This is a genomic window from Reyranella sp. CPCC 100927 (genome assembly GCF_007859315.1).
GTDB lineage: Bacteria > Pseudomonadota > Alphaproteobacteria > Reyranellales > Reyranellaceae > Vineibacter.
This window is the reverse complement of record NZ_VOHA01000012.1, coordinates 152,060-171,660: the sequence shown is the minus strand read 5'-3', so window position 1 is coordinate 171,660 and position 19,601 is coordinate 152,060. Positions and strand designations below refer to the sequence as shown.

Here is a 19,601-nt window from a genome sequence, read left to right as displayed (position 1 = left end):
TCAGACCTCACGCGTGGCGACCACGCAGAACTGATTGCCTTCGGGATCGCGCAGTAAGGTGTATTGCTCGGTCTCGCGGAGGACCGTGGCGCCGAGAGACATCAGACGGGCGACCTCCTGCGTCCGATCGATCGCCTCGAGATCGAAGTGGATGCGGTTTCGGTCGGCGCGTGGGCCTCCTCGCTGATGGAAGCACAGCGTCAGCGGGGGGCCATCGACCATGACGACCGGATCGGTTTCCGGCGTCAGGCCGATTGCGGCCAGCCGCGCGATCTCGGCGTCGTCGTAGGGACGCACATGGTAGTCATCCAGCGCGCCGGCCCAGAAGCGCGCAACCCGTGACGGCACATCGCAGTCGATGACGATCTCTCTGATCTTCGCCATGTCGTGTCACCTTGCTCACGCGTCGTTCTTCCATGTTGCGATCCGGGTTGCATCCTGCCGATGATGCGCGTAAAAACCGCGCATGTTCCGACCGCGATCCTGAGCCAGCCATCAAACCCTCCTGTGAAGGCAGGGTGTAGCTCAGTTTGCGCAGAGCGTCGGACTTGGAATCCGAAGGTCGCAGGTTCAAATCCTGCCACCCTGACCATCAGCCCTTCACAGTCGTGGTTCGCCATCGGTCGTCGAAACGCCGAATGGGCATCGCTGCCGTATTCGCCGACGTACCGCATGCGGACGGTTGTCCGGTAGTAATTGTTATGGGTTCATCGCGTGCTTTGGTGTATGTGCGGCGCCTTGTTGGCGTGATGTCTGTTTGCGTGCTGTGAGGTCTGTTCTATCCGCGTCTAAGAGGCGCCTTATGCATCCAAAAGCCTTCCGTGTTGCTTCGGGTTATGAAGTCGTCAAAGGGTATGTGACATTTCCATCGGGTCTGGTCGTGGACATCGAGCCCGGCGAGACGATCGAGGTCTATGTCGCCTTAACCGGCCGTCGCGGAATTTGCGTCGGCCGGCATACTTATGCGGAGCTCGCACCAGAGAAGCCGCCGCAGGGCCTTCTGGTGGGCGACTGAGGCTGCTCCGATCGACAGCGGAGATCGCATTCGAACGGGCAGGCTCTCGGACACCCTGGCGAGTCGTAGTGGCGGCGACGGTGGTGGAAGGATACACTGCTGGCGATTGGCGTTTGTACACCGCGTCTCGTCGTGCGCCGGTGCGGCCACGGCTTCCTGCAGACCTGTCGGTGGAGCGCGGCCATGACCGTTCTGAATACTTATGTGAAGACGGAAATCGTCGGCACGTCTGACGTGTCGATCTCCGAAGCCATCAATAACGCTATCGGCACGGCCTCGAAATCGTTGCGGAACCTGGAGTGGTTCGAGGTGATCGAACTGCGCGGCAGCATCCGCGACAACAAGGCCGCCAGCTATCAGGTGACGCTCAAGCTCGGCCTGCGTTACGAGGCCGGCGCCTGATCCGCCACCTGAAGTACCCGGTCGATCGTCGCCCGGGTCAGCAGCGAGGGAGGTCAGACCATGCCCGAGAGCGTGTACAAGATCGTCGAGGTCGTGGGGTCCAGCCCCGACTCATGGGAGAAGGCTGCCGCCGCCGCCGTCAAGCGCGCCAGTTCATCGCTGCGCGACCTGCGCATCGCCCAGGTGGTCGAGCAGGACATCCAGATCGAAGGCGGCAAGATCAGCGCCTATCGCACCAAGCTGAAGCTGTCCTTCAAGATGGAGGACTGACCGCCTGACGTCGGCCCGAGCCCGCGGCGTCGCGGGCTCGGGCACGACGGCTACTGTCGCGGTTGCCACTGCTGGCGCCGGCGCATGTCGTCCTGCTGTTGCAGGTTGCGCCGCTGCTGCTGCTCCTGCTGGCGCCGCCAGCCATCCTCGCGCAGGCGGTCCTGATCACGCTGCCAGGTGTCGCGGCGCTGCCAGTCCAGCTGTCGCTGCAATTGCTGCTGGCGCTGTGCGTCATAACCGTCGCGCCGCCCGGCCTGAGCGTGGGCGTTGCCGGCAAGAGCCAGGACGACGGCGGCGGCCAACGCGACGGGCAGCAGGCGATGTTCCATGGCGATCTCCGTCAATGCACCCGTCATGTGTGCATCGACGGCGGACAGGCCAAGGGGCGGATTGTGGCGATGCCGGGGCTGCGCTCGACCCGGTGACGCTCAGGAATCGTACGTCACCAGCGTCTCGACCGGGATGTCGAGCTTGGCCCGCCCGCCCAGAAAGCTGAGCTCGATGACACAGGCTGCCGCCGGCACCGTGGCACCAACCTGGCGCAGCAGCCGGGCACCGGCCGACAGCGTGCCGCCGGTCGCCAGCAGATCGTCGATCAGCACGACGCGCTGGCCGGACTGCACGGCATCGTCGTGGATCTCCAGCGTGTCGGTGCCGTACTCCAGTGCGTATTCGTGGGCGCTGATGCGCCCGGGCAGCTTGCCCTTCTTGCGCAGGAGGGCGAAACCGCAGCCCAGGGCATACGCCAGCGGCGCGCCGAAGATGAAGCCCCGCGATTCGATGCCGGCCAGCAGGTCCGGCTTGTATGGCCGCACCACCTCCACCAGGCGATCGACGGTTTCCTTCAAGGCGGCGGGACGCAGCAGCAGGGTGGTGATGTCGTAGAACAGGATGCCGGGCTTGGGAAAATCCGGGATCGGACGGATATGGGCTTTCAGGTCGATCGGCATGGGCTCTCGCACGAGGGGGCGCTTGCGCCTGAATGCTATCGCCCCGGCCGCGATGCGCAAAGCGAAAGCCTTCCGGGAGCGCGGGCATCCCGCCCGCTCATGTCAGGTGAAGCAAGGCTCTCTTGATGCGGGCGGGACGTCCGCGCTCCCAGAGATGCCCTCAGTGCGCGCGTTCGATGGCGAAGTCGACGGTCTCCAGCAGGGCGCGCTTCACCGGGCCATCGGCGAACAGACCCAGCGCATCGCGCGCCATGGCGCCGTAGTGACGGGCGCGCTCCAGCGCGTCGGCCAGGGCGTTGTGCCGGTGCAAAAGCTCGATGGCGTGCGGCAGATCGGCTTCGCTCTGGTCGAGCTTCTCCATGGCGCGCGTCCAGAACGTACGTTCGGTGGCATCGCCGCGCAGGAAGGCGAGGATCACCGGCAATGTGATTTTGCCCTCGCGGAAATCGTCGCCGACCGCCTTGCCCAGCTTGGCGGCGGTGCCGCCATAATCCAGCGCGTCGTCGACGAGCTGGAAGGCGATGCCGAGATTCATGCCGTAGCTGGCCAGCGCCGCGCACTCGGCCGCCGGCCGTCCGGCGATCACCGGTGACACTTCGGCGGCAGCCGAGAACAGCTTGGCGGTCTTGGCCTTGATCACCTCGAGATAGGTGTCCTCGCTGGTCGTCGTGTTGTTGGCGGTCGACAGCTGCAGCACCTCGCCCTCGGCGATGACGCTGGACGCGCCGCTCAGGATGCCCAGCACCTCCAGCGAGCCGACTTCGACCATCAGCTCGAAGGCGCGCGTGAACAGGAAGTCGCCGACCAGGACGCTGGCCTTGTTGCCCCAGATGGCATTGGCTGCCGGCTGGCCGCGGCGCAGGTCGCTGCCGTCGACCACGTCGTCATGCAACAGGGTGGCCGAATGGATGAATTCGACGCAGGCGGCGAGCTTGATGTGATGCTCGCCCGGATAGCCGCACAGCTGGGCGGCGGCGATGGTCAGCAGCGGCCGCAGCCGTTTGCCGCCGGCGCTCACCAGGTGATCGGCCAGCTTGGGAATGAGCGCCACGGGCGAGGACATGCGCGCGGCGATCATGGCGTTGACGCGCTCCAGATCGGCGGCTGTCAGGGCGACCAACGCATCAAGACTGGGCGTCTTGCGGCGCTTGTCGTCAAATGTCAGCACTACGGCCATGCTCGCCTCCCCGGGCCAAGACCGGGGCTCCCTGGGGCTTCTACACCACACGCTGTACGACGTGTCGCACATGTGACAAAGGGGTGCAAATCATGTGCAACCGAAACAAGGGCGTTGTGACAGCGGGACGCAGCCCGGCTGCAATACATTGATGGGCCACCATGTCGACCACCACCACGCCTCGTTCTGAGGGCATCGCCGATTGCAGCGATGATGCGCTGCTGGGTGGCCGTGTGCGGATCCTGCAACCGGCGCGCGGCTACCGAGTGGCGGTCGACGCCGTGTTGCTGGCCGCTGCGGTGCCGCTGGCACCGAACGCCAGGATCCTGGATGTCGGTTGCGGCGTGGGCGCGGCGAGCCTGTGCCTGCTGGCGCGCGCCGCCGCTGCGGGGTTGGCCGGTGTCCGGACGATCGGCCTGGAAGTCCAGCCGCGCTATGCGGCGTTGGCACGATGCAATGCGGCGCGCAATGGTGCGGCCGCGACCTTCGAGGTCATCGACGGCGACGTGGCGATGCCGCCGGCGCTCGATGCCGTCGATCATGTGATGACCAATCCGCCCTATCTGCCGGCGTCGCGCGCCGATCCGTCGCCGGATCCGGGCAAGGCGCTGGCCACGGTCGAATCGACCGCCGACCTCCCGGCCTGGCTCACCTTCTGCCTGAGCGTGCTGCGGCCGGGCGGTACGTTGAGCGTCGTTCACCGCGCCGACCGCCTGGCCGAACTCATCGATCGGCTGCGTCCGCACGCCGCCGATCTTGTCGTCCAGCCGCTGCTGCCGCGCGCCGGCGCTGCCGCCAAGCGCGTGATCGCGCGCGCGCGCACGGGCACCGGTGGCGGCGTCCGTACCCTGCCGGGACTGGTGCTGCACCAGGCTGGCGGTGGCTACACACCCGAGGTCGATACGATCCTGCGCGCCGCCGCGTCGCTGAACATCGACTGATGCCGGCCGTGAGGGCGCCGCTTCGGCACCGTCGGCCGCGGTGGCTTGCGCTCGGTCGGTCCGCACCCGACATACAGTGATGACCTAACGGATGAGGGCCATGGCACTATCCTCGCTGTTCTCCCGTGTCCGGTATCTCGGGGCCGAGCCGCCGCCGCTGGTGCCGGTAGTGCGGCTGTCGGGCGTGATCGCCGCCCGCGAGGCCTTTGGCCGCAGCCTGTCGCTGGCCACGGTTGCGGCCCGCCTGGAACGGGCGTTCCGGCTGCCCGGCGCGACGGCGGTGGCTTTGCTGGTGAACTCGCCGGGCGGGTCGCCGGTGCAGTCGGCGCTGATCGGCCGGCGCATCCGGCTGCTGGCGGAGGAGACCAGCCTGCCGGTGCATGTGTTCGTCGAGGATGTCGCCGCTTCGGGTGGCTATTGGCTGGCCTGTGCCGGTGACGACATCCATGCCGACGCGGCGTCGATCGTCGGCTCGATCGGCGTGATCAGCGCCAGCTTCGGCTTCCAGCGGCTGCTGGAACGGTGGGGCATCGAGCGGCGCGTGCACACCGCCGGCAACACCAAGGCGCAGCTCGATCCGTTCCAGCCCGAGAACCCCGACGACATCGTGCGCCTGCGCCGGCTGCAGGATGACATCCACGCCGACTTCAAGGCCTGGGTGAAGCTGCGCCGCGGCGTGCGCCTGAAGGGCGATGAGACAACCCTGTTCGAGGGCGAGTTCTGGACCGGCCGGCGGGCGCTCGAGCTGGGCCTGATCGACGGCATCGGTCATTTGCGCGACGTGCTGCGGGCGCGCTACGGCCGCAAGGTGCGTACGCCGCTGGTCGGCGAGCGCCGCGGCTTCAACCCGCTGCGGCGCCTGCTGGGCATGAGGCTGAGCAGCGACCCCGAGCTGGGCGGTGCGTTCACCGAGGGCGCGCTGATGGCGGTCGAGGATCGTGCGCTGTGGAGCCGCTTCGGGCTGTAGTGTTACGCGATGGGTCTCGCTATGAAGAGCGATGACCGGCGATATCGTGTGCAGCGCGGCCCGCAACAACGCACTCTGGTGCGATGCGGTCTGTCGCGCCCACGGAGGAGCCGGGGAATTCGCCGGCGGCTTATGGTTCAGCCGCCAGGAGACACCGCGATTTTATCCGGATGCGGTGACGATCGAGGGCGTGCCGGCGCGAGCCGCGCAGTTCGACGTGCTCGACGCTGTGATGGCCGCGCACCCGCGGCACGACTGGGCGGTCAAGGACAGCTTCTCGACGCTGGATCTCTCGTCGCGGGGATTCAATGTCCTGTTCGACGCGCAATGGATCTGCCGGGAACCGTCCGCGGTGCCGCGCGGGCACGGTGATCTCCGATGGGTGCGCGTGACGAGCGCAGCGTCGCTGCGCTCCTGGGAACAGGCTCTTACCGGCGATCCTGAGGCCGATGACCGAACGGGTTCGCTGATCTTCGCACCGCCCTTGTTGACCAGCGCGGGGATCGCGTTGTTCACGGCCGAACGCGGCGGCGCCGTTGTCGGTGGCGGTGCTCTCAACGCAGCGGCCAATGCGGTCGGCGTTTCCAATGTCTTTGGCGCGCCGTCTGATCGCCAGGACATCTGGCACGGCTTGCTGGCGCAAGCGGCGCAGTTGTACCCGGGCACCCGCATCGTTGGCTACGAACGGGGCGAGGGACTCGATGTCGCGCGCAGCGTCGGGTGCGATGCCATCGGACCGCTGCGGGTCTGGATTCGATCCTAGTACCGGGAATCACTCGTCACTGATACAGCCGTCATCCCGAGCAGAGCGAGGGATCTTCTGCAAGTGACGCACGGGGTGCGTCTGCATCGAAAGGTCCCTCGCTGCGCTCGGGATGACAGTCCCGAGTCACACTCGAGCGATAGCGGGTACTGGCGTCTATCGCGCCTTGGCGGCGGCCAGCAGCTTGTCGCCGAACATGTTGGACCATTGTTCGGGCGTCAGGACCGGACGAGGCTGGGTGTAGAGGCTGCGGCTCTCGTCCAGGATCGCGTCGGCCGCGCGCTGTACGGCCGGTCGCGCCTTGATGCGCGCAAGCCATGCCGCGACGGCGGGGAACGCCGCGATATCGATACCGATCAGGCCGGTACCGGAGGCCCAGGGATAGCAGGCGATGTCGGCGATGCTGTAGTCGCCGGCCAGGTAGTCGCCGCTCTGCTTGAGGCGGTATTCCAGCACTTCCAGCAGCCGGCGCGACTCGCGCGTGTAACGCTCGATGCCGTAGGCCTGGCCTTCGGGTGCGTAGCGCACGAAATGATGCGCCTGTCCGAGCATGGGCCCCAGGCCGGCAACCTGCCAGATCAGCCATTGCTGGGCCTGCAGCCGGCGGCGGGCATCCTGGGGCAGCAGCATGCCGCTCTTTTCCGCCAGGTAGAGCAGGATGGCGCCCGATTCGAAAACGGAGACCGCCTCGCCGCCGTCGGCCGGCTGATGGTCGACGATGGCCGGCAGCTTGTTGTTGGGATTGATCCGGCGAAACTGCGGCGTGAGATGGGTGCCGGCATACATCTCGTACTTCACCAGATTGTAGGGCAGCGCCGCCTCTTCCAGCATGATGGCAACCTTCAGGTTGTTGCCTGTGGCGACGTAGTGCAGATCGATCATGCCGGCCTCCGGACTGCAGCGATCATGTGTGCGGCGCGCAGGATGCGGCATCGGTTTGCCGGGCTGAAATTTCGATTCGTGATGCGGCGGATGACAACGCGGAATTTCCCTTCCGCGCCGACGCCGCTCAGATTTTCGCCCGTCGCAAACGGCTCCGATCGTCACGGAGCCCGCAGGATGCCATGCCGATCGCAGGAGCCTGGTGTCGCTCGCTGGTGGGGTAACCGATGAAAACGTGGCAGTCGCGCTTCTCTCCCTATGCAACGCGCATCGCGCCCTCGGCGATATTCGGGTTGGCGGCGATGCCGCGCGCGGCCGATACGATCAATCTGGGTCCGGGCGAGCCCAACGCCACGCTCTTTCCGGCCGCCAAGCTGAGCGAGATCGTGTCGCAGACACTCGACGATCCCGACGCGGCGGCGCGCGCGCTGCAGTACACCGTCAACGCCGGGGACCCGCAGCTTCGGGAACGGATCAGCGACTACATGTGCGCCAAAGGCATGCCGTGTTCGCCTCGCAACATCCTGGTGACCAGCGGCGCGCAGCAGGCGCTGGACCTGCTGACCGAGCTTCTTGTGGTGCCGTCGGCGCGCGTGGCGGTTCAGACCCCGACCTATCCCGGCGCGCTGGGTATCTTCAAGGCCCATGGCGCCGACATCATGTCCATCGAGCAGCTGCAGGAGGATCCGGCGGTCGATGTCGCCATGATCTATGCCGCCGCCGAATTCCATAATCCGACAGGCACGTCCTTGAGCCTGGACGAGCGGCAGGCGCTGATCGATCTCGCCCGGACCACCGACGCCGTCCTGGTAGAGGACGATTGCTACGAGACGATGCGGTATGACGGTGCGCCCGTGCCGACAATGCTGGCGCTCGAGTTGCGCGAACACACCATCGAGTCGGCGCGCACGATCTATGTCAGCACGTTCTCGAAATCCATCTGTCCGGGCCTGCGCGTCGGCTGGATCGTGGCGCCCGCGACGGTGATCGATCAGCTGACGCTGCTGAAGCAGTCGGAAGACTTCCAGGCCGGCACCCTGGTGCAGGTGTGCGTCGCCAGCATGATGGGTTTCATCATGCAGCAGCACGTCCCCATGCTGCGCGACGTATACCGCCAAAGGCGCGACACCATGCTCGCGGCCCTGTCGACCCACTTCGGCGCCGATGTGCAGTGGTCCAAACCGTCGGGCGGCTTTTTTGTCTGGCTGACCGTGCCGCCACATGTCGACACGACGGCGCTGCTGCCGCGCGCCGCGCAGGCGGGCGTGACCTATGTGCCGGGCGCAGCGTTCTCGCACGAGGGCGCCTATTCGAATGCCCTGCGGCTCAGCTACTCGTCGGTCAGCCTCGAGCGGATCACGGAGGGCGTGCGTCGGCTGGCGGCCGTCGTCGACGATGCCCGGTCCGGAACGAAGGGCGCTGCCACGCACGCGTGATGACCCGTCGGCGCGATGTCGAACCGTGATGCGCCGGATGACACAACGGAATTTCTCTTTCCAGCCGTGCGCCATCACGGTGCCGACGAACAGCGGGCGGTGAGCACATGCGGGCAAGGATATGGACCTGTCCGTCGAGCGGCGGCCCCGAGCACCTCAGTCTGGTCGAAGAGACGCTACCGGACCTGGGGCCGACCGATGTCCTGGTGCGGCATGAGGCGATCGGCATCAATTTCATGGATGTCTATTTCCGCTCCGGCGTGTACGCGAATCCCGCGGGTCGCCTGGGCGGCGAGGCGGCTGGAGTGGTCGCGCGAATCGGAAACGCCGTCGCCGACGTCAGGGTGGGCGATCGCGTCGCCTACGCCAGCGGTCCCAACGGGGCCTATGCCGACATGCGGGTCATCGACGCCGCGCATCTCGTGAAACTGCCGGATGGCATCACGTTTCCGGTCGCTGCTGCGGCGCTCCTCAAGGGCATGACGGCCGCCATGCTGGTGACTCGCGTTCTGCGCGTTGCGCCAGGCGAGCACGTCCTTGTTCACGCGGCGGCCGGCGGCGTCGGACTGTTCGTCGGCCAATGGCTGCGCGCCATCGGCGCCATGGCGATCGGCGTGGTCGGCGACGCACACAAGAAGCAGCAGGCCCTTCACAACGGCTACGCGCACGTCATCGACCGGCAGGTCGACGATGTCGTGGCGCGGGTGATGGAACTCACCGACGGCAGGGGTGCCAGCGCTGTCCTTGACGGCGTCGGACAGGACACCTTCGAGACGTCGCTGGCAGCGCTGGCGATCCGGGGCACGCTGGTGAGTTTCGGCGCGGCGTCCGGCCCAGTGTCCACCTTTTCGATCGCGCGGCTGGCGCCCAAGGCGCTGCACGTCACGCGTCCGACGCTCACGGCCTACACGGCAACCCGGGCCGAGCGCGGCGTTCTGGCGGAAGACGTTCTGCAGCGCCTCCAGCGGGGCGACGTGCAGGTCGCGCTCAAGACCTATGGCTTTCACGAGCTGCCGGCCGCCCATCGCGAGCTGGAGCAGCGCCGGACCACCGGTTCCCTGGTCGTCGCGCTCTAGAGCCGACGTTCGTCAACGCTCACACGAAAGGATCATCCATGCCCGCAGCCTATGTCCTCGTGCAGGTCGACGTCGTCAACCCCGACGCCTTCGAGGCCTATCGGTTGAAGGCACCGGACACGATACGTCAGTACGGCGGCGAGTACATCGTGCGCGGCGGTGCCCATGAAAAGCTGGAGGGCGATGATCCGCTGTCGCGCCTCGTCGTGATCCGCTTCCCCGACAAGCAGGCGGCCAACGCCTGGTACACGTCGCCCGAATACAGGGACCTGCTCGCGCTGCGCAAGACGTGTGCGCGCGCGAACCTGGTCGTCGTGGAAGGCGTCGCCTGAGATGCAGTTTCTCTCCGTGCTCGTCGAGGGCGAACAGCATATCGTGACGCCGCGCGGCGCCGACCTTGTCAGCGTGACGGCGTTGCTCGGTGACGTGCCGACCGACATGGCAGCATTCATCGCCACGCCGGACGTGGTTGCGCGTACGACGGCGGCTTTGGCCCACGTCACCGCGGCGGCCGTCCTGCCGGCAGCGAAGGTTGCGTATCTGCCGGTCGTGCCGCGGCCCGGCAAGGTGCTGTGCCTGGGCCTCAACTACAAGGATCATGCCGCCGAGGTCGGCCTCGCGATTCCGGACTATCCGGTGGTGTTCATGCGGGGGCCGACCTCCCTGACGGGGCATCGCCAGCCGTTGCTGGTGCCGCGCCTGAGCCCTCAGCTCGACTATGAGGCCGAGCTTGCTGTCGTGATCGGCAAGCACGCCCATCATGTCAAGGCGGCCGATGCCCACGCCCACGTGTTCGGCGTGACGTGTTTCAACGACGCCTCGCTGCGCGACCTGCAGTTCCGGACATCGCAGTGGACGGCGGGCAAGAACTTCGATCGCACCGGCGGCCTGGGTCCCGCGATCGTGACGCTCGATGAACTGCCGCGCGATCCCGATGCGCTCGCGATTGCCACGCGATTGAACGGCGAGACCGTTCAACAATCGAATACCGCGCAGCACGTTTTTGGCGTCAAGGAAGCGGTCGAGGTGCTGTCGTTGCTGATGACCCTCGAGCCGGGCGACATCATTGCACTGGGTACGCCGTCCGGCGTCGGGATGGCGCGCACGCCGCCGCTGTGGATGAAGGCTGGCGATACCTGCGATGTCGAAATCGAAGGTATCGGCGTCCTCAGCAACCCTGTCGCGGCGGAGGGTTGATCAGCCGCCAACGACCAACCAAGGAACGGGAGGAGCGGGTGTCCGCTTTCGTGCAGCAGGTTGTCAACGGTGTCGCGATCGGCGGCATCTATGGCCTGATCGCGGTCGGCTACACGATGGTCTACGGCATCGTGGGCATGATCAACTTCGCCCACGGCGAAGTCTACATGGTCGGCGCGTTCATCGCGCTGGTCGGCTTCGTCGCGCTGGCGATGGCCGGAGTCACGTCGGTGCCGCTCGCCATCGTGGTGGTGCTCCTGGCCGCCGTGATCGTGACAGCGGTCTACGGCTGGGCGGTCGAACGGATTGCCTATCGGCCGTTGCGCGGTTCCTTCAAGCTTGCCCCGCTGATCAGCGCGATCGGTGTCTCGATCTTCCTCCAGAACGGTGTCGCGCTGCTGCAGGGCGCGCGCGTCAAGTCGATGCCGCCGCTGGTCCATGGTGGACTCGACATCGGATCGGCGGCGTTTCCGATCACCGTCAGCTACCTGCAGCTTGTCGTCGTCGGGGTGACGGTGCTCCTCGTTGTCGGCCTGACGTGGATGCTCGCGTCAACCCCGCTGGGGCGGGCGCAGCGCGCCTGCGAGCAGGACATGACCATGGCAGCGCTGGTCGGCATCGACGTCGATCGCACGATCGCCGTGACCTTCGTGATGGGCGCCGGACTGGCGGCGGTCGCCGGCACCATGGTGCTGCTCTACTACGGCACCATCGATTTCATGATCGGCTTCGTCGCCGGCGTGAAAGCCTTCAGCGCCGCGGTGCTGGGTGGCATCGGTTCACTGCCGGGCGCCATCCTGGGCGGGTTGCTGATCGGCCTCATCGAAGCCTTCTGGTCCGGCTATGTCGGCGTCGAATACAAGGACGTCGCGGTTTTCGCGATCCTCATCCTCGTTCTGATCGTACGTCCGGCGGGGCTGCTGGGCCGACCCGAGATGGAGAAGGTCTGATGGTGGCCGACTCCCTGCGGATCGACACCGTCGGTTCAACCCCGAGCCCGATCATGCGGCGCCGGCTGCGCGATGCGGCAATCGCGGCTGTCGTGACGGCGGTGATGGGCCTGCCGCTGGTGGGCGTGGAGATCGTCGCGACGGCATCGGGCACGACGCTCTACACCCGGTTCGGCGTGTGGGCGGCTGCCGTCATCGTGGTCGCCCTCGGCCGGCTCGCCCTGAGCCTGATCGCCGATGCCCTCGCCCAGAGGGTCAAGCCGGCGAGTGCCGCGCCGACGGCCGCCATCACCATCAGCGGCGCGCCGTTGACGTCCATTGCCGGTATCGTAGGGCTGGTGTTCGCCGCGGCACTACCGCTGCTGCCGTTCTCGGACCGCTACGTCCTGGACCTGGCAACGACGGTGCTGATCTACGTCATGCTGGGCTGGGGCCTGAACATCGTCGTCGGCTTGGCCGGCCTGCTCGACCTCGGATACGTCGCGTTCTATGCCGCCGGCGCCTACACCTTCGCGCTGCTGGCGACGCATGCCGGTCTCGGTTTTTGGCTGTGCCTGCCGCTGGCCGGTCTGGTTGCCGCGACGCTGGGCGTCGCGCTGGGTTTTCCGGTGTTGCGTTTGCGCGGCGACTATCTCGCGATCGTCACGCTGGGATTCGGCGAGATCATTCGCCTGGTGCTGCTCAATTGGCAGAGCGTCACCGGCGGCCCCAACGGCATCGGCGATCTGCCGCGCCCGACGTTGTTCGGGCTGTCGTTTGCGCCGACGGCGCCCGTCGGTGAAGCGACATTCGCGCAGTTCTTCGGCGTCGCCTACGCACCCGAGCAGCGTGGCGCGTTCCTGTATCTCATCATCCTGGCCCTGGCGCTGCTGATTTGCGCCTTCACATGGCGGGTCCGCAAGCTGCCGCTGGGGCAGGCGTGGGAGGCGCTGCGCGAGGACGAGATCGCGTGCGCCGCCCTGGGCATCAACCCGACTCGCGCCAAGCTTTCGGCCTTCGCGGCAGGCGCCTTGTTCGGCGGACTTGCCGGCTGCTTCTTCGCCGCCAAGCAGGGCTTCATCAGTCCCGAGAGTTTCACCTTCCAGGAAAGCGCCATGGTGCTGGCCATCGTGGTGCTGGGCGGCATGGGGAGCCAGATTGGTGTCGTCCTCGCCGCCCTCGTTCTGGTCGGCCTGCCGGAGATCGGCCGTGAATTCGCCGACTACCGCATGGTGCTGTTCGGCGCCGCCATGGTGGCGATCATGTTGTGGCGTCCGCGCGGCCTGGTCTCAATCCGCGCGCCGTCGGTTCGCTTTGACAACGGCGCGGTGATCGCGGGGACGGCGCGGCAATGAGCGGCGCGGCCCTTCTCGAGGTTCGCAACCTCGCCATGCGCTTCGGCGGCCTGATCGCCGTCGATGACCTGTCCTTCGAGGCGTGCCGGGGCGAGATCACGGCCATCATCGGGCCCAATGGCGCCGGCAAGACCACCGTCTTCAACTGCCTGACCGGTTTCTGCCGCCCCAGCGGCGGCTCGATCTGCCTGAACGGCGCCGGCGGCCGCGTTCAATTGAACGGATTGAGCCGCCATCGGATCGCGGGTGAGGCCAAGGTCGCGCGCACGTTTCAGAACATCCGGCTTTTCCCGGCGATGACGGTGCTGGAGAACCTGTTCGTCGCCCAGCATGCGGAGATCACGCGGGCGGCCTCCCTGCTGGCCGGCCTGCTCAACCTCTCACGCTACCGCGCTGCCCGCGCGCGGGCGCTGGATACGGCGCGGGACTGGCTCGATCGGGTCGGTTTGCTCGATCAGGCCGATACCCCTGCCGGCAGTCTGCCCTATGGCGCACAACGCCGGCTGGAGATTGCGCGGGCCATGTGCACCCGCCCGCGTCTGCTGTGCCTGGACGAGCCGGCCGCCGGGCTCAACCCGCGCGAGTCGGCGGAGCTCAACGACCTGCTGAACACCATCCGTGAAAACCACGATCTCGGCGTTCTGCTGATCGAGCATGACATGAGCGTGGTGATGCACGTCTCCCATCACATCGTCGTCCTCGATCACGGCGTGAAGATCGCGGAAGGAACGCCACAGGCCATCAGGAACGACGCCCGCGTCATCAAGGCTTACCTGGGCGAGGACGACCAAGCCGAGGACCCCTGCGGGCGGGGGCGCGCGGCATGAGCGTGCCCCTTCTATCCCTGCGGCAGGTCTGCGCCGCCTACGGCCGGGTCGAGGCGCTGCGAAGCGTCAGCCTGGATGTTCATGCCGGCGAGATCGTGACGTTGATCGGCGCCAACGGCGCCGGCAAGTCGACCTTGCTGATGGCGGTCTGCGGCCGGCCGGCGCCGCGCTCGGGCAGCATGACGTTTGCCGGTGAGGACATCACGGCGTTGCCGACGCACGCGATCGTGCGCCGGGGCATCGCCGTGGCGCCCGAGGGCCGCCGGATCTTTCCCCGCATGACGGTGCTGGAGAACCTCAGGCTGGGCGCGGTCGTCGCCGACCCGGCGGGATTCAACCGCGATGCCGAGCGCATGTTCGCGCTCTTTCCGCGCCTGGCGGAGCGGCGGGCGCAGAGCGCCGGGACGATGTCGGGCGGCGAGCAGCAGATGCTGGCCATCGCGCGGGCGCTGATGAGCCGGCCGAAATTGCTGCTTCTGGACGAGCCGTCGCTGGGGCTCGCGCCGCTCGTCATCAGGCAGATCTTCGCCGCCATCGGCGACATCAACCGGCAGGAGGGACTGGCCGTCCTGCTGGTCGAACAGAACGCGCACCAAGCGCTGCGCCTGGCGCATCGCGGCTACGTGCTTCGCACCGGCCGTATCGTTGTGAGCGGCACCGGCACGGAACTGCTGGCCAACCCCGAGGTGCGCGCAGCGTACCTCGAGGGCGGCGTGCAGGCGGCATGACAGCAAGACCAGGGAGGTAAACCATGCTGATCAGCAGACGATCGTGGTTCGTGGGCAGCGGCGCGCTGCTCGTCATGGGTGGACCAGGTCCGGCGTGGGCGGCCGACGATATCGTGGTCGGCGTCGCTGGGCCGTTTTCCGGGCCCAACGCGGCCCAGGGCGAGGAGATGCGCCACGGCGTCGAGGTCGCTGCCCAGGACATCAACGCCAGGGGCGGTGTGCTGGGCCGCCGCATCCGGCTCGAATTCGCCGACGATGCGTCCGACCCCAAGCAGGGTGTGGCGGTCGCCGGCCGCCTGGTCGGGCGCAAGGTGGCTGCTGTCCTCGGTCATATGAATTCCGGTGTGTCGATCCCGGCGTCGGCTGTCTATGCCGAGGCCAATCTCGTGATGGTCAGCCCGGCCGCCACCAATCCGGCGCTGACGGACCGCGCGGCGGCGAAGGGATGGACCACTGTCTTTCGCACCATCGGTCGCGATGATGCCCAGGGCACGTTCGCCGGCCGCTATATCGCGAGGCGCTTCGCCGGCAAGCGCATCGCAATCGTCCATGACAAGACCGCCTTCGGTAAAGGCATCGCCGACGAGACCAGGAAGGCGCTCAACGGGCAGGGCATCACGGAAGTCGCCTATGACTCCGTCACGGTCGGCGAGAAGGATTTCTCGGCGCTGATCACGGCGCTGAAGGGGGCACGCGTCGATGTCATTTACTATGGCGGCTTGTACACGGAGGCCGGCCTGATCGTGCGGCAGGCCAAGGACCAGGGCCTCAAGGCGACGCTGGTCGCCGGCGACGGCGCGCTCAATCCCGCGTTCTGGGAAGTTGCCGGTGCGTCCGGGGAGGGCACGCTGATGACGTTCGCGGCCGATCCGCAGGCGTCGCCGACGGCCGCGGCAGCGGTCGAGCGCCTGAAGGCGCGCGGTGCCAATCCCGGCGGCTATACGCTCTACAGCTACGCGGCGCTGGAAGTCATCGTCGCCGCCATCGCTCGCGCCGGGTCGTTGAAGACCGATGCCATGACCAAGGCGCTGCGCGACGGCAGGCCGGTCGACACGGTCGCCGGTCCGATCGCGTTCGACCACAAGGGAGACGTGAAGGACGCCCAGTTCGTGATGTTCGCCTGGAGCAACGGCCGGTACAAAGCGATTACGGAATAGGCCGTTCACCTTTGCCCGGCTCCTGCGGGGAGAAGAGAAAGACGCCGTCGTGCCCGTGTCGCGGCATGCTGCCGACCGCCGCCGTCGGGTTCATCGCGCCGACCAGGAAATCGGCGAACAGGCTGGCTGGGTTGGAGCGCTTCAGCCGCAATGCGCGGTGCAGCACGATATCGACGCACGGCATCTCGCCGAATCCATCGGATGGCGACAGGCGCCGCAGCGGCGCGGGCAGGGTGCTGGCCTTGAAGACGCCCAGCGCGATGCCTTCCTTGACGGCCGCCTGGACGGCGCTGATCGAAGGGCTGTGATAGGCGATCCGCCATGCGCGCCCGGCGGCTTCCAGCGATTCGATCATCAGGTCGCGGAAGACGCAGTCGCGTGGATAGAGCGCGACGGGAACGGTGTCATGATCCGCCGGCATGGTGGGGGCTCGCGCCCACACCGGCCGTTCCGTGCGCAGCAACTCGCCGCTGCCGCCGCCGGCCGCTTCCATCGCCAGGACGAGGTCGTACTGCTTGCCGATCTGGTTGCGCATGTGGGCGCTGAGACCGGTGTGCACCTCGACGTAGATGTTGGGATAGGCAGCGAGGAAGCGCTTGACCAGCGGCGGGATGACCGCCGTCGCGTAGTCCTCCATCAACCCGATGCGCACCACACCGTTGGTACGCCGATCGAGGACCGTCTCCACGATCTGGTCGTTCAGCAAGACGATGCGTCGGGCGTAATCCAGGACGCCTTCCCCGATAGTCGTGAGCCGCAGGCCTTTGTTGGAGCGAATGACCAGTTCCGATCGGATGATGCCTTCGAGCCGCTTGATCTGCATGCTGACGGCCGACTGCGTGCAGTTCAGGACTCCGGCAGCCCGCGTAAAGCCGCCTGTATCGGCAACGGCAATGAAGGCCCGCAGAAGATCGGTATCGAGATTGCGCGGCATGGGGGCTCCTCGAGTCTTTGCCGCAGCATAGTGGGCCATCCCTGGCGTTTATATTGATGAACGAAGGTATTTTGCCGTATTCTCCTTTTTGTATTAGGTGAGAGCGCTTCGGTGCCTTGGATAGATGAAATGATGGATGACCTGGACAAGCGCATCATCGCCGTCCTCGCCGAGGACGCGCGGATTTCCGTGAAGGAACTGGCGCAGCACGTGGATCTGTCGGCGCCCAGCACGTCCGAGCGCCTGCGGCGGTTGCAGGAGCGCGGCGTGATCCGATCGTTCACGGTCGATATCGATCCGCAGGCCCTGGGCTACACGCTGCAGGCGATCGTTCGCGTGAAGCCGCTGCCGGGGCAGGTGCATGTGGTTCAGCGGCTGATCGAGGAGACGCCGGCGTTTTCCGAATGCGACAAGGTCACCGGCGAGGACTGCTTCATCGGTCGCCTGCATCTGCGCTCCATCGCGCAGCTGGATCAGATCCTGGAGCGCATCGCCGACAAGGCCGAAACCAACACCGCCATCGTGAAGGCGCAGCCGATCAAGCGACGGCCGCCGCCGCTCTGACGCGCGTTCCGGCCCGGCGCGGCGCCGGACCGGCGTCGCACGTCGACGTCGCACGTCGGTGATCAGGACCGTGTCTGGTCTTTGACCAGCAGCGCGTTGGGGATGTTCAGCAGGTGGCTGTTGATCCACTGCGCCGGGCGCTTCTTGGCTTTCGGCTCCCAGGGATCGTTGTAGAGCACGAAGGGCGTCTGCACGCCGGTCAGCACGATGGCGTGACCGGCCATCGGATGTCCATCCAGGTAGGTGCCCGCGGCCCAGATGGGGCCATGGCGCCGTAACAGGTCGGCGATGGTATCGCACGTGAGACCGGCGGCAGGCTTCGCGATCGTCTTGAGGCCTTCCGCCATGGCGAGACTGTTCACGGCTTGCAGCGTCAGGCCGGCATCGGCTTGCCACACCGTCGGCAGGCCCAGCCGCGGCCCCGGTCGATAGAAGTACGACACCATGCAGGCCGACGCGTACCAGCATGCCATCCAGCCGTGCTGGGCCATGCGTCCGGATGGATCGGGCTGCATCAAGGGCCGGCCGTCGAGCCCGGTCTTCTGTCCGACAAGAGGCACGTTCAGGACAATGTCAGGCATTGCAAATCACCAAGGAACGTTTTCGATGGGGGATGGGGGCCTGTCCCATCATGGACCGAGCCGGTTACGATTCCTTCACTGCTTCACGCGGAGGGTCAAATGGCGGATTCGTCACAGGTTGACCCCGCCGATGGGCGCGGTATTGCGCAATTTCTCTGGCGCTGATCTGTATATGAGCATATGCTCACTCATATCATATGCGTGGGGAGACGCTTATGGCGAGGCCGCCGATGACCACTCTTCTCTATGGGCAGCCGGACAACGAGTACGAGGTCTTTCTGCCGTTCGCCGAAACGCTGGTGAAGACCGGGCATCAGAGCGGCTACAAGCTGCACATCACGGTGTCGACGCAGCACCATGATCCGCTGGCGCGCGTGATCCTGCCGACGCTGCGCATTCTGCATACCCACCACAAGGTGGTGCTGCCGCAGATGTATGCCAACTTCAACATGGGCCAGCAGGCCGGCAAGTTCATCACGGTCTACGCCGGTCCCGATGGGCCGACCCGGCGGATCATCGACGTGATTGATCCCGTCCTGGCCGGCCTCCGCCAGCGCGGCCTGCAGCCGGGCCCCGTCCCGCTCAACCGCCAGACCGGTCATGCGCAGCAGGAAGCCGCGGTCGGCAGCAGCGGCATGATCACCTGGCTCTGGCTGGACAACCTCAAGCGCGGCTGACGGGCCGGCGATCCGTTCCCAAATGGGAATATCGCGCTGACGGCGGTACGCGCACGATCCCCTGTCTGATCTCTGACCAGGACAGGGAGCGGGCGATGGGCAGACCGCCACTGGAAGACAGTTTTTACGGACAGCCACACGATCAATATCAATTCAACTTCCCGTGGTTTGCCGAAACGCGGCTGCAGACCACCGCGATCGATGGCTACAAGCTGCACATCTCGGTGTCGGAGCCGACGCACGCTCCGCTGGCACGCGAGATCCTGCCGCAGCTGCGCGATCTCGAGGCGCATCACAAGGTGGTGCTGCCCGGGCAATACACCAACTTCAATGTCGAGGATCACGGCGCGTCGGCGGGCAAGTTCATCACGATCTATGCCGGACCGTTCGATGTGGCGCAGCACATCGTCGACAGGATCGATCCGGTTCTCGTGCAAATGCGCGAGCGGGGCGCGATCGAGCCGGGCCCGCATCCGTGGTCGCGCCAGAGTCTCGTGCGCCCCCCGTTGGTCCGGACCGAAGGCGGGCCGCGCCAGGGCCTGCTGCACGCTCCCGCGCCGCGCAACAGCCTGCGCACCGAAAGGGGCTTTCTCACGCAGCGCGAACCGGTGTTCCCGGGCCCGTACACCTCCCATGTGTCCCTCGGCCGCAGCGGCATGATCACCGGTCTGTGGCTGCCCAACGTCAGGCGCAGCTGATCCCGCAGAAGAAGGCTGCGACGGTGAGCCTCGTTTTGCCGGCGCGGCCTTTGCCGTAAAGGGCATGGGTGGCTT

At 66.6% G+C, this 19,601-nt stretch carries 25 protein-coding genes and 1 tRNA gene; 19 read left to right on the top strand and 7 right to left on the bottom strand.

Features of this window, described 5'->3' with window-relative positions:
* On the bottom strand, window positions 1-384 hold the full coding sequence (locus FQU96_RS27255) for a VOC family protein (RefSeq protein WP_146544517.1): 384 nt from the start codon (window positions 382-384) through the stop codon (window positions 1-3).
* Between the two features lie 130 nt (window positions 385-514).
* Here FQU96_RS27255 and FQU96_RS27250 point away from each other — a divergent pair.
* The 4 genes from FQU96_RS27250 (at window position 515) to FQU96_RS27235 (ending at window position 1,687) form a co-directional block, all read left to right on the top strand.
* Window positions 515-592, top strand: a tRNA-Pro gene (locus FQU96_RS27250).
* Between the two features lie 210 nt (window positions 593-802).
* Entirely contained in the window at window positions 803-1,015 is a 213-nt protein-coding gene (locus tag FQU96_RS27245) for a hypothetical protein (protein WP_146544516.1), read from the top strand.
* 183 nt (window positions 1,016-1,198) lie between these two features.
* Complete coding sequence (locus FQU96_RS27240) at window positions 1,199-1,417, top strand: dodecin (RefSeq protein ID WP_146544515.1); 219 nt, start codon at window positions 1,199-1,201, stop codon at window positions 1,415-1,417.
* A 60-nt stretch (window positions 1,418-1,477) separates the two neighbouring features.
* Entirely contained in the window at window positions 1,478-1,687 is a 210-nt protein-coding gene (locus FQU96_RS27235) for a dodecin family protein (protein ID WP_146544514.1), read from the top strand.
* A 50-nt stretch (window positions 1,688-1,737) separates the two neighbouring features.
* Here FQU96_RS27235 and FQU96_RS27230 read toward each other — a convergent pair whose 3' ends face one another.
* From FQU96_RS27230 to FQU96_RS27220, 3 genes are all read right to left on the bottom strand, one after another.
* Window positions 1,738-2,043 (bottom strand): hypothetical protein, encoded by a 306-nt coding sequence (locus FQU96_RS27230; protein ID WP_146544513.1) that lies wholly within the window; start codon window positions 2,041-2,043, stop codon window positions 1,738-1,740.
* 72 nt (window positions 2,044-2,115) lie between these two features.
* A complete protein-coding gene (locus FQU96_RS27225) occupies window positions 2,116-2,637 on the bottom strand; it encodes an adenine phosphoribosyltransferase (protein ID WP_218574884.1) in 522 nt (173 codons plus the stop codon).
* A 160-nt stretch (window positions 2,638-2,797) separates the two neighbouring features.
* Window positions 2,798-3,814: a polyprenyl synthetase family protein gene (locus FQU96_RS27220; protein ID WP_146544512.1), complete on the bottom strand. Its 1,017-nt coding sequence runs from the start codon at window positions 3,812-3,814 to the stop codon at window positions 2,798-2,800.
* A gap of 161 nt (window positions 3,815-3,975) precedes the next feature.
* Between FQU96_RS27220 and FQU96_RS27215 the strand changes: the two genes are divergently transcribed.
* From FQU96_RS27215 to FQU96_RS27205, 3 genes are all read left to right on the top strand, one after another.
* A complete protein-coding gene (locus FQU96_RS27215) occupies window positions 3,976-4,755 on the top strand; it encodes a tRNA1(Val) (adenine(37)-N6)-methyltransferase (protein ID WP_146544511.1) in 780 nt (259 codons plus the stop codon).
* A gap of 100 nt (window positions 4,756-4,855) precedes the next feature.
* A complete protein-coding gene (locus FQU96_RS27210) occupies window positions 4,856-5,722 on the top strand; it encodes a S49 family peptidase (protein ID WP_146544510.1) in 867 nt (288 codons plus the stop codon).
* A 31-nt stretch (window positions 5,723-5,753) separates the two neighbouring features.
* On the top strand, window positions 5,754-6,485 hold the full coding sequence (locus FQU96_RS27205; RefSeq protein ID WP_146544509.1) for a hypothetical protein: 732 nt from the start codon (window positions 5,754-5,756) through the stop codon (window positions 6,483-6,485).
* Between the two features lie 156 nt (window positions 6,486-6,641).
* Here the strand turns inward: FQU96_RS27205 and FQU96_RS27200 are convergent, their stop codons facing one another.
* The gene (locus FQU96_RS27200) at window positions 6,642-7,367 is read right to left on the bottom strand and encodes a glutathione S-transferase N-terminal domain-containing protein (protein WP_146544508.1); all 726 of its coding nucleotides are present in this window, start codon (window positions 7,365-7,367) and stop codon (window positions 6,642-6,644) included.
* A gap of 227 nt (window positions 7,368-7,594) precedes the next feature.
* Here FQU96_RS27200 and FQU96_RS27195 point away from each other — a divergent pair, with 227 nt between their 5' ends.
* The 9 genes from FQU96_RS27195 to FQU96_RS27155 all read left to right on the top strand — a co-directional run bounded on the left by FQU96_RS27195 (window position 7,595) and on the right by FQU96_RS27155 (window position 16,072).
* Entirely contained in the window at window positions 7,595-8,803 is a 1,209-nt protein-coding gene (locus FQU96_RS27195; RefSeq protein ID WP_146544507.1) for a PLP-dependent aminotransferase family protein, read from the top strand.
* A 107-nt stretch (window positions 8,804-8,910) separates the two neighbouring features.
* Window positions 8,911-9,879: a quinone oxidoreductase gene (locus FQU96_RS27190; RefSeq protein ID WP_146544506.1), complete on the top strand. Its 969-nt coding sequence runs from the start codon at window positions 8,911-8,913 to the stop codon at window positions 9,877-9,879.
* A 38-nt stretch (window positions 9,880-9,917) separates the two neighbouring features.
* On the top strand, window positions 9,918-10,211 hold the full coding sequence (locus tag FQU96_RS27185; RefSeq protein ID WP_146544505.1) for a DUF1330 domain-containing protein: 294 nt from the start codon (window positions 9,918-9,920) through the stop codon (window positions 10,209-10,211).
* Between the two features lies 1 nt (window position 10,212).
* Window positions 10,213-11,076, top strand: a complete 864-nt coding sequence (locus tag FQU96_RS27180) for a fumarylacetoacetate hydrolase family protein (RefSeq protein WP_146544504.1) — start codon at window positions 10,213-10,215, stop codon at window positions 11,074-11,076.
* A 38-nt stretch (window positions 11,077-11,114) separates the two neighbouring features.
* Window positions 11,115-12,026: a branched-chain amino acid ABC transporter permease LivH gene (locus FQU96_RS27175; protein WP_146544503.1), complete on the top strand. Its 912-nt coding sequence runs from the start codon at window positions 11,115-11,117 to the stop codon at window positions 12,024-12,026.
* Window positions 12,026-13,360: a high-affinity branched-chain amino acid ABC transporter permease LivM gene (livM, locus tag FQU96_RS27170; RefSeq protein WP_218574881.1), complete on the top strand. Its 1,335-nt coding sequence runs from the start codon at window positions 12,026-12,028 to the stop codon at window positions 13,358-13,360. The genes FQU96_RS27175 and livM overlap by 1 nt, the downstream gene beginning before the upstream one ends.
* A complete protein-coding gene (locus tag FQU96_RS27165; RefSeq protein WP_146544502.1) occupies window positions 13,357-14,187 on the top strand; it encodes an ABC transporter ATP-binding protein in 831 nt (276 codons plus the stop codon). The genes livM and FQU96_RS27165 overlap by 4 nt, the downstream gene beginning before the upstream one ends.
* Window positions 14,184-14,915, top strand: coding sequence for an ABC transporter ATP-binding protein (locus FQU96_RS27160; protein WP_146544501.1), 732 nt, complete (start codon window positions 14,184-14,186; stop codon window positions 14,913-14,915). Before FQU96_RS27165 ends, FQU96_RS27160 begins: the two co-directional genes overlap by 4 nt.
* Window positions 14,916-14,989: 74 nt before the next feature.
* Window positions 14,990-16,072 (top strand): branched-chain amino acid ABC transporter substrate-binding protein, encoded by a 1,083-nt coding sequence (locus FQU96_RS27155; protein WP_178130732.1) that lies wholly within the window; start codon window positions 14,990-14,992, stop codon window positions 16,070-16,072.
* On the opposite strand, the gene FQU96_RS27150 is transcribed toward FQU96_RS27155, so the two are convergent.
* Window positions 16,062-17,006 (bottom strand): LysR substrate-binding domain-containing protein, encoded by a 945-nt coding sequence (locus tag FQU96_RS27150; RefSeq protein WP_255468587.1) that lies wholly within the window; start codon window positions 17,004-17,006, stop codon window positions 16,062-16,064. The two genes, FQU96_RS27155 and FQU96_RS27150, sit on opposite strands and share 11 nt — an antisense overlap.
* 129 nt (window positions 17,007-17,135) lie before the next feature.
* Between FQU96_RS27150 and FQU96_RS27145 the strand changes: the two genes are divergently transcribed.
* Window positions 17,136-17,570 carry an Lrp/AsnC family transcriptional regulator gene (locus tag FQU96_RS27145; RefSeq protein ID WP_146544498.1) on the top strand — a complete coding sequence of 145 codons (435 nt, stop codon included), beginning with the start codon at window positions 17,136-17,138 and terminating at the stop codon, window positions 17,568-17,570.
* 62 nt (window positions 17,571-17,632) lie between these two features.
* On the opposite strand, the gene FQU96_RS27140 is transcribed toward FQU96_RS27145, so the two are convergent.
* Window positions 17,633-18,151, bottom strand: coding sequence for a papain-like cysteine protease family protein (locus FQU96_RS27140; RefSeq protein ID WP_146544497.1), 519 nt, complete (start codon window positions 18,149-18,151; stop codon window positions 17,633-17,635).
* A gap of 230 nt (window positions 18,152-18,381) precedes the next feature.
* Here FQU96_RS27140 and FQU96_RS27135 point away from each other — a divergent pair, with 230 nt between their 5' ends.
* Together FQU96_RS27135 and FQU96_RS27130 are read left to right on the top strand one after the other, a co-directional pair.
* Window positions 18,382-18,828 carry a hypothetical protein gene (locus FQU96_RS27135; RefSeq protein ID WP_146544496.1) on the top strand — a complete coding sequence of 149 codons (447 nt, stop codon included), beginning with the start codon at window positions 18,382-18,384 and terminating at the stop codon, window positions 18,826-18,828.
* Window positions 18,829-18,923: 95 nt separating this feature from the next.
* Window positions 18,924-19,526 (top strand): hypothetical protein, encoded by a 603-nt coding sequence (locus FQU96_RS27130; RefSeq protein WP_146544495.1) that lies wholly within the window; start codon window positions 18,924-18,926, stop codon window positions 19,524-19,526.
* Window positions 19,527-19,601 lie beyond the last annotated feature (75 nt).